8 protein-coding genes are annotated in these 8369 nt (G+C 56.6%); 3 read left to right on the top strand and 5 right to left on the bottom strand.

Going from position 1 to position 8369, the window contains the following annotated elements; all coding sequences use genetic code 11:
* Positions 1 to 939 (bottom strand): magnesium transporter (locus tag NW856_RS01415; protein ID WP_414398726.1); only part of this gene is annotated, 939 nt, incomplete at its 3' end.
* A gap of 922 nt (positions 940 to 1861) precedes the next feature.
* On the opposite strand from NW856_RS01415, the gene wecB reads away from it, so the two are divergent.
* On the top strand, positions 1862 to 3037 hold the full coding sequence (gene wecB, locus NW856_RS01420) for a non-hydrolyzing UDP-N-acetylglucosamine 2-epimerase (RefSeq protein ID WP_414398727.1): 1176 nt from the start codon (positions 1862 to 1864) through the stop codon (positions 3035 to 3037).
* Here the strand turns inward: wecB and NW856_RS01425 are convergent.
* From NW856_RS01425 to NW856_RS01440, 4 genes are all read right to left on the bottom strand, one after another.
* A complete protein-coding gene (locus tag NW856_RS01425; protein WP_414374802.1) occupies positions 3026 to 3289 on the bottom strand; it encodes a TMEM14 family protein in 264 nt (87 codons plus the stop codon). The genes wecB and NW856_RS01425 overlap by 12 nt on opposite strands.
* Positions 3290 to 3317: 28 nt before the next feature.
* Entirely contained in the window at positions 3318 to 3524 is a 207-nt protein-coding gene (locus NW856_RS01430; RefSeq protein ID WP_414358077.1) for a hypothetical protein, read from the bottom strand.
* Between the two features lie 323 nt (positions 3525 to 3847).
* Positions 3848 to 4654 carry a PPC domain-containing protein gene (locus NW856_RS01435; RefSeq protein ID WP_414398728.1) on the bottom strand — a complete coding sequence of 269 codons (807 nt, stop codon included), beginning with the start codon at positions 4652 to 4654 and terminating at the stop codon, positions 3848 to 3850.
* A 167-nt stretch (positions 4655 to 4821) separates the two neighbouring features.
* A complete protein-coding gene (locus tag NW856_RS01440) occupies positions 4822 to 6114 on the bottom strand; it encodes an aminotransferase class I/II-fold pyridoxal phosphate-dependent enzyme (protein ID WP_414341573.1) in 1293 nt (430 codons plus the stop codon).
* An 889-nt stretch (positions 6115 to 7003) separates the two neighbouring features.
* Between NW856_RS01440 and hpf the strand changes: the two genes are divergently transcribed.
* Both hpf and NW856_RS01450 read left to right on the top strand, forming a co-directional pair.
* On the top strand, positions 7004 to 7576 hold the full coding sequence (hpf, locus tag NW856_RS01445; RefSeq protein WP_011434101.1) for a ribosome hibernation-promoting factor, HPF/YfiA family: 573 nt from the start codon (positions 7004 to 7006) through the stop codon (positions 7574 to 7576).
* 12 nt (positions 7577 to 7588) lie between these two features.
* Entirely contained in the window at positions 7589 to 8329 is a 741-nt protein-coding gene (locus NW856_RS01450; protein ID WP_414398729.1) for an urease accessory protein UreF, read from the top strand.
* The last annotated feature ends 40 nt before the right edge of the window (positions 8330 to 8369 follow it).

Below are 8369 nucleotides of genomic sequence, written 5' to 3' on the forward strand. Positions count from 1 at the left end.
CGCCTCCAACACCTCCTCAAAGGTTTCGATCACTCCCCCCACCAACATGCCGCCAATCAAGGTGATGATTAAAAACGTGATGCGCAGGCGGACGGCATACCAACGGGAGCCTTTAACCAGGCGCTCGCTCCAAACCTTGTCTCGGCTGAGCAAGCTGCCCACCCCTGCTTGGGCCAGAGCGGCGTCGGTGGCTTCTTCTTCCACCAAGTTGATGACATCTTCAAAGGTGATATCTCCCACCAAGCGCCCTTCCGTATCCACCACCGGAATGGCCGGCAAGCCGGAATCTTTGAGCAAACGGGCTGCCTGGAGATCCCGGTCGGTAACCCGAGCAACACTATCCGATCCCTCAATCAGCTCCCGAATGGGCAAATCCGGATCTGCTTTCACGAGGCGCACGGTGCGAACCAAACCTTTGTAGAACCGCTGATCGTCCACCACAAAAATCACATCCAGCTCATCGTCTCCCAGTTGAGAGTCCCGCACGCTGGCCAGAGCAGCCCCGACGGTGAGGGTATCCCGTACCGACAAGTAGCGCAGGTTCATCAGCCGACCGGCACTGCGCTCTGGATAACCCAGCAAGATATTCACTGCTTCCCGAGCTTCTGGGCTGAGGTTGGCAATGAGGCGCTTGGTTACTTTGGCCGGCAACTCCTCAAACAGACGCACCCGCTCATCCGGAGGTAAGGCTTCTACCAGCCGGATCACTTCTGGGCTTTCCATGCTGCGAATGAGATCGGCCTGCTCTTCGGGCCGCAGATACTCAAACACTGCAATGGCTTTGTCTTTTTCCAGCAAGCGGAAAGCCAAAACCCGCTGCCGAGGTGAAATCTCCATCAACTGCTGCACCAGCTCGGCAATGGGAGCGCGGTTGGCCTCTCGCTTGGCGGCTTCCAAGGAAGCAGGGGTTAGGAGATCGCGAAGAATGTTGTGCCGCATGATAAACCTCCGAACGTTGGGGTCAGCCGGGATGAAGAGAACCAGGAGGTCAACAGCCAACCGGTGCTCCGAGGCTCACAGGGAAGCCCTGAAACCCTTGGATGGCCGCGCAGCAAGCCGTAGGTCTAGCGCCAAGCCTCCAAGCCCAGCTTGGATCGCAAGCGCCCAAGCCGATAAAAGGGACTCCAAGGGATCCCCAGGCCTGCGGAAACCCCAAAACCCACAACGGGAAAGTCAAGGGGAATCCCCTCGGAATTACTCCTGATCTCCCCTTTTCTGAACAGGGCTGCACAAACCCATTGCTCAGGTAAGGCTCTGCTCAGCTCATCTGTTCGTCGCCGACTGAGAGAGCCACCCAAGTCAAAAGCTAGCCGGGAAAACTCTCCCACCCCTTCGCGTTGGCGAAACGGGCTCCTCTCAAGCGACGACAGAAGCTGTCAGCGGGGAAAAGGAAGACACCAGTAAGAGCCCAATCTTCAAGAACGTGCTCCTCGAAGACCATCCACTGGTGGCTGGCGCTACGACTACCGGAAGCGTCCATGCTGTTGAACGTTTTCCTCCAAAAAGGTTAACCGAAACAACCCGGACAGCCAGAAGAGGATCTCTTCAGCCCCCTTTAGGCTAGTTGCAGGAGTGGGATCCCGTCAACCCTTTTTCTCCAGCTCATCCGGTGAACAATCGGCGGAGCAGCTTGAGGGTAAGATCGGAGTGAGCAGCAATAGCCCCCTCGTGGTTCCTCTCGTCTCGACATTGCCCTCAGCCTGACTCAGCAGAGTCTACATCTCGGTGGCTTGCGACCTTGAGCAACCCACGCCCTTCGCCGCCTCTGTTTTGTTAGTGGTTTTTGTTAGTGGTTTGTTGGTGGCCTTGCTTCAATGAGCTGCGCTTCCCATCTCCTACAGGTGCCGATGTCCTTGAGCTTATGGCCTCTCTTCCCCTCGTTGCCGTGATCTTGGGCACACGGCCCGAAGCCATTAAGCTGGCCCCGGTGATTCAAGCCCTGCGTGCCAGTCCCCATCTGCGCACCGAGCTGATCTTGACCGGACAACATCGGGAAATGGTGGATCAGGTGATGCGGCTATTCGGTCTGCAAGCGGATCGGGATCTGGCGATCATGCGCCCCCGCCAAAGCTTGACGGACATCACCGAAGCCACCTTGCGGGGCCTAGAACTCTACTTTCAAGAGCAACATCCTCAACTGGTTTTGGTGCAGGGAGATACCACCACCGCCTTCGCTGCCGCCTTGGCAGCTTTTTACCACCGGATCCCGGTCGGGCATGTGGAAGCCGGACTGCGCACCGATGATCTCTACAATCCTTTCCCCGAAGAGGCCAATCGCCGCCTGATCTCTCAGTTGGCCAGCCTGCACTTTGCCCCTACCCCCCAAGCCGTTGACAACCTGAAGCGAAGCCACGTGGTGGGATCCATCCATTGCACCGGCAACACCGTCATCGACGCCCTACTGCAGGTGGCCTCCCAAGGGATCCCCTGCCCCATTCCCGGCCTGGACTGGCAGCGCTACCGTGTCCTGCTGGTTACCTTGCACCGACGCGAAAATTGGGGGGATCCCTTAACCGCCATCGGCAAGGCTCTGCTGCAGATCTTGGCCGAGTTTCCCGATACTGCCCTTCTTTTGCCCCTCCATCCCAACCCCTCGGTGCGGGATCCCCTGCAAGCCCTGTTGGGATCCCATGAGCGGGCCTTTCTCACCGAGCCTCTGGACTATCCCCTCTGGGTGAGTGCCATGCAGCGCTGTACCCTCATTCTCAGCGACTCCGGCGGCATTCAAGAAGAAGCCCCTGCCCTGGGCAAACCGGTGCTGGTGCTGAGGCAGACCACCGAACGTCCTGAAGCGATTGCCGCCGGCACCGCCCGCTTGGTGGGCACCCATCCCGAAGGGATCCTGAAGGCAGCCCGAGAATTGCTCACAGACCCGCAAGCTTATGCCCGCATGGCCCAAGCCCAAAACCCCTTTGGCGATGGCACCGCCGCCCGGCAGATTTGCCACATCATCGAGCGGTGGTTTAATCCGCAAAGCCGCTCTGAAAGACTACGCAACACTGGTCGCTTTAGCGGGACGGAGTCCCTACGAAGCTGAACTTTGCCCAGCATGGAGAGGAGAGAGCAAAGAGAAGAGATTTCTTCCTCTCACTCCTCCCTTCTCACTCCTCGCCCCTCGGTACTCAAAAGGCTGGTTGTGAAGGACTGCACTGCCAAGTTCAGTCAGTTCGAGACCCAGTACGTGCCCCCCGACCAGAGACTTGGAGCTTTTGCCCTTCACATAGCCGATTGCTCCGCCCACCAAAAGCAGTGCCCCGTAGACCAGCAAGGTGATTTGTGCGGTCAGCATGATGGGGAAAACCTTGTCCTCTCCGGGCTTAATCCACAAGGATATCGCGAATCAAGGGCAGGCGAATGCTGATGTAGCGGTTGAGAATCGAAGCATCGACACTGCTGAGGGCCTGTTTTTTTTGACAAGCGCTCAGAAGCAGATTCACCAAGTCATCGTCACGCTTTGTGAGCCAATCTGGCCTGCCAATCTCGCTGACCAAAGACCAAAACTGGCGTACCATTTCAGGAGTCATGGCATCCATTTTGTGGAGATAGGGGCTGAACTGCAAAAGAATGGTCTAGGCCATCGATCTGATTCTAGAAAAAAGACGTCATCCACGAGGACAATATTTCGGCTCCGTCACAACTTAGGATAAGATGTCACGCTTTCCCACAAAGCTCAGCAAGCAGTGCCCCTTCCGGCTTTGTGAGGATCTTAGGAGGGTAAACCGGCAACTCCTGACGTGTATCAACATTCATTAGGCGTTAAAAAACGATGATTCCTGTCAAAATCTCGACATCAGCACCAGAAGATCCGCAAGCCCCCTTATCCAAGCTTCCAGATAGGGAGCAGATGCTAGCGCAAGGTGTACTGTAACCCATAGGCTCCTTCCTCTCCCGGCTTATGGGTGTTGGCCCGCAGGGTGTAGGTGCCGGTGCGGGGCAGAAAGGCAATCATGAGAGCATCGGTTCCACCACCTTGGTCATCATCCCAAGCCATGACTTCTCCACTCGGATCCAGCAGTTGCAAGAAGGCATCCAAATCAGAGCTGGTCATGGAAGCGATCAGGATCTGGCCGGCGCGGGCGGCAATGGGGTATTCGTCCATCCAACTGCCATCCTCGGGGTGCTGAAGGGATCCCTCCTGCAGACGGCCCGATAGGCTTTGCTGCCAATCTACCTGGGTGAGGATATAGGTGAGCCGGTAGTTGCCGGTGGATTCCGGCTCAAAGCTGGTGGCCTGCAGGGTATAGGTGCCTCCCTCCGGCAGACGCACTGCCAACAGGGCATTCACATCCAGGCCAGAGTCATCGTCAAAGCCGATCACCCGCCCTTGACCGTCCACCAGCTCCAGATAAGCATCAAAATCTTCGCTCTCTAGGGCCGCAATCAAAATCTGTCCCGGCTCAGCGGTGACGGGGATCCCATCCCAAAAGCTGCCGTACTGGCGACTGACTTCATCTCCCGCCTCCAGCGCTCCCGTCACGGTTTGGCTGCCTCTCCACAGAGCAGAACGGGTCAGCGCAGATCCCACCGGCAAGCCTCTCTCTCCCACCCGATCCAGCAGCCGACAGCCGCCGGCCAACCCCAATGCCACCAGAGCCAGAGTCAAACGGGATCCCCAACGGCGAGGAGATGCGCAAGAACGATACCAGCTCAACATCGGAAGGGATCCCTTTCTAAAGAATGGCAACTGTAGACTGATCCTACCCCCTGATTGATTGAGCGAAAAGTTGGTCAGAGACGACAACTTCTGCCAACTTCGTGCTGAGTTTTGAGGTTGTTGGCTTGCCCCTTCCTTGCTGTTTCAGCCGAGAGCAAACTGTTGGCCTACAGGGTTTCCCAAGCTTGCAAGACGGCTTCTAGGGCCAGCCGCCCATGGTAGAGATGGGTTCCCCCCTGCAAGTAGACGGTGTAGGGATCCCGCATCGGCCCATCGGCAGACAGCTCGGCGCTGCTCCCGGCAATAAAGGTGCCTGCTGCCATCACCACCGGGTCTGCATAACCGGGCATCACCTCCGGCACTGGGGTGAGGTAGGAATCCACAGGAGAACTGTTTTGAATCGCTTGGCAGAAAGCCTGCAGCTTTTGCGGGGATCCCAATTGAATGGCCTGGATGATATCGGTGCGGGGAGTTTGAGGCAGAGGCGAGACCGGGTAGCCCAAATCAGAAAACACCTGCGCCGCCAGATGGGCGATCTTCACCGCTTCGGCCACCATCTGCGGGGCCAAGAACAAGCCTTGAAACAGAAGGCGGTTGAGATCTAGAGTTGCCCCCCCTTCAGAACCAATGCCCGGAGCCGTCAGCCGACAGGCCGCTTGCTCCACCAGCTCTGCCCGCCCGGCCACATAGCCCCCTGCGGGAACGAGGGTGCCCCCCGGATTTTTGATCAGGGATCCGGCAATCAGATCTGCGCCCACATGGGTTGGCTCCTGGGTTTCCACAAATTCGCCGTAGCAATTGTCCACAAAAACCACAACTTCGGGGTTTTGCGCTTTGACCATTTGGATCATCTCGGCAATCTGGGCAATGGAAAAGCTGGGCCGCCAATCGTAGCCACAGGACCGCTGAATGTGAACCAAGCGGGTTTGCGGTCTGAGGGCGGTTTTCAGGGCCTGCCAATCGACAGTTCCCTCCCGCAAATCCAACTGGCGGTAACCGATGCCAAACTCCCGTAGGGATCCCCGCCCGGAACCCCGCAGACCGATGACCTCTTCAAGGGTGTCGTAAGGGGGGCCGGTAATCGCCAGCAGCTCATCCCCCGGACGCAGCACCCCAAACAAAGCACAGGCAATGGCATGGGTACCAGACACCATCTGCAGCCGCACCACCGCTGCCTCACAGCCCATGATCTGGGCAAACACCCGATCCAAAACCTGCCGCCCCTGGTCGTCGTGGCCATACCCCGACACCCCGGCAAAGTGATGGGATCCCACCCGCTGGTCGCGAAAGGCCCGCAGCACCCGCGCCAGGTTCTCTCTGAGGGTCTTCTCCACCGCCTGAAACTGCTCCTGTAGAGCCTCTTCTGCTCTGTCTAAAAGCTCTGCCGCCTTCAACGGGATCCCTCCGCCCACCCAGTCTGCCCCACCTTTTGCACACCAAGCTGGTTTCGAGGGTAGCATTTCAGCCACCCCGGAAAGAGTTGGCCTTCTCCCCACCGCTCCTCAAGGTGACTGCAGCGGCAGAACGAGTTCCAAGTTCTTATGTACTTATGTAGCTCTCCGATAGAAACCTTACAGCATGGAACAGTGAACAACAGGCTTGTCAAAGCTAATACCGACAACAACACCATCTCTCAAGTCGAAAGTCTCATATTGATAAAAAATCGATAAAAAGCTTAATTTATATCAATATCCCTTCATTTTTGCTGTCAATGGCTATCCAATCAAGATGCTGCTAGGCTGTAGGATAATACCAACATACCCTGGAGGAAAGCTGAAGCATCTGGATTGCCGAGCTTATGGGCAATACGGCCCACGTTTAGTCTCTCAAAAACAGGTCAGAGTTAGAGACATTGTTTAACCAACTCAAAATCCAGCTCAGGAAGATTTTTAGCAGGCTAGATCTGTCTATGGGTTTGATGATAGATTTGGCTTTTGACTGAGGAACTTGCAACTTAAACTCTAAAAAACCTTTCCCAAAGACACTCAACACAGCCAATAGAAGTGCATGTCTTGCAGGGCGGGGATCCCGCTTCTCTACAGAGCTCCTGCGATTCGGGAAAATCTGGAATTCAACATCAATTCAACATCTCTGAAACATTAAGAGAGCCTAAATTTATTCTTAACCTCTGGCAGAGATCCTTGAGCGAGATGTTAACCTAGACTTAACCCAAGAGGTTAGTGCCACTCCCAAAGCCGATCTGCTCACCCTTGATGACAGGGCTCCATTTTTGCCAATTAAAGGGCTGACGTCGCCTGTGAGCTGGGATCGCTTTCCAGAGTTAGAGAGATCCCGGGTGGGGATGAGGCGCTATCTCAGGTATAAACCGACATGACTGGGAGAGTCCTCATGACTAAGCTTGTGATCCAAGGGAAAAACGTCGAGATTACCGACGCCATCCGCAGCTACGTTCAAGAAAAAATTGAGCGTGCTGTCAGTCATTTTGCCCAGATCACCAGTGAGGTTGATGTCAATCTATCGGTAGCCCGCAACCCCCGTATCAGTGCCAGCCAATCTGCCGAAGTGACCGTCTACGCCAATGGCACCGTGATCCGGGCGGAAGAAAGCAGCGAAAACCTCTATGCCAGCATCGACCGTGTGGCCGACAAGCTGGCCCGCAAGTTGCGCAAATACAAAGAACGGAACGGCATTCACCGCGTCCGCCACACCCCCAAAACCTCCGTGGCAGTGGCCCAGCAGCCCGTCACCGATCCGCTAAATACGGAACGGCAAGCGGAGTTACCCGCAGAGGTGGTGCGCACCAAATACTTCGCCATGCCACCCATGACGGTTCAGGAAGCGTTGCACCAGTTGGAGCTGGTGGATCACGACTTCTACGTTTTCCGCAATATCGAAAATGGCGAGATCAACGTTATCTACGTCCGCAACCATGGCGGCTATGGCCTGATCCGCCCCCGCTAAGGCTTGGTGAAGATGCGTGGTGAGCTCTCCTCCCAACTTACTTCTCCAGGATCCAGCGGCACTTTCTATCTGTTGCTACAGCTCACCGATTCTGCCCTGCCGATTGGGGCTTATTCCCACTCCTGGGGCTTGGAAGCTGCCGTTCAAGCGGGTCAACTTCGGGATCGGGCCAGGGTGCAGCAATATCTGCTGGGGGTTTTACACATGGGCCTAGCCCCCACCGAGGGCAGAGCCTGTGCCTTGGCCCATCGTCTATCCCGATTGGGATCCGAGTCGGGAGTGGAGAAGCTGCAGCAACAGCTGCAAGCAACCCGTTGGGCGGCAGAGCCGCGCCAAGCCAGCCTAGATTTGGGGAAACGCCTAGCTCAACTGGCAGAACGCACCTGGGGAATCTCTGTCCCCAAGGCAGAGGGGGATCCACTGCATCATTCCGTGGTGTTTGGCTGGATCTGCGCTCAGGCGGGCATTGGGTTGGAAGATACCCTGCGTGCCTTCTTGTTCTCCTCCCTCACTGGGCTGGTCTCGGCGGCAGTGCGCTTGGTGCCTTTGGGGCATACCGAGGGGCAAAGCCTGCTGGCCCAATTGTATGAGCCGATCGAGGCAGTGGTGCATCAGGAGATTCTGCCGGTCATGAAGCGAGCCGAAAGGCCAAACCTCTCCCTCGGCTGGCCGCCCCTAAGCAGCTTCACCCCTCTACAAGAACGGGATTGTCAAGCCCACCAACACCTCTATTCCCGCCTTTTTCAATCGTAAACTACCCACACTCATGCTGATGCAAAGCGCTCCGCGCCGC

This window comes from Synechococcus sp. R3-13 (genome assembly GCF_047462195.1).
In the GTDB taxonomy this organism is placed as follows: Bacteria; Cyanobacteriota; Cyanobacteriia; order Thermostichales; family Thermostichaceae; genus Thermostichus.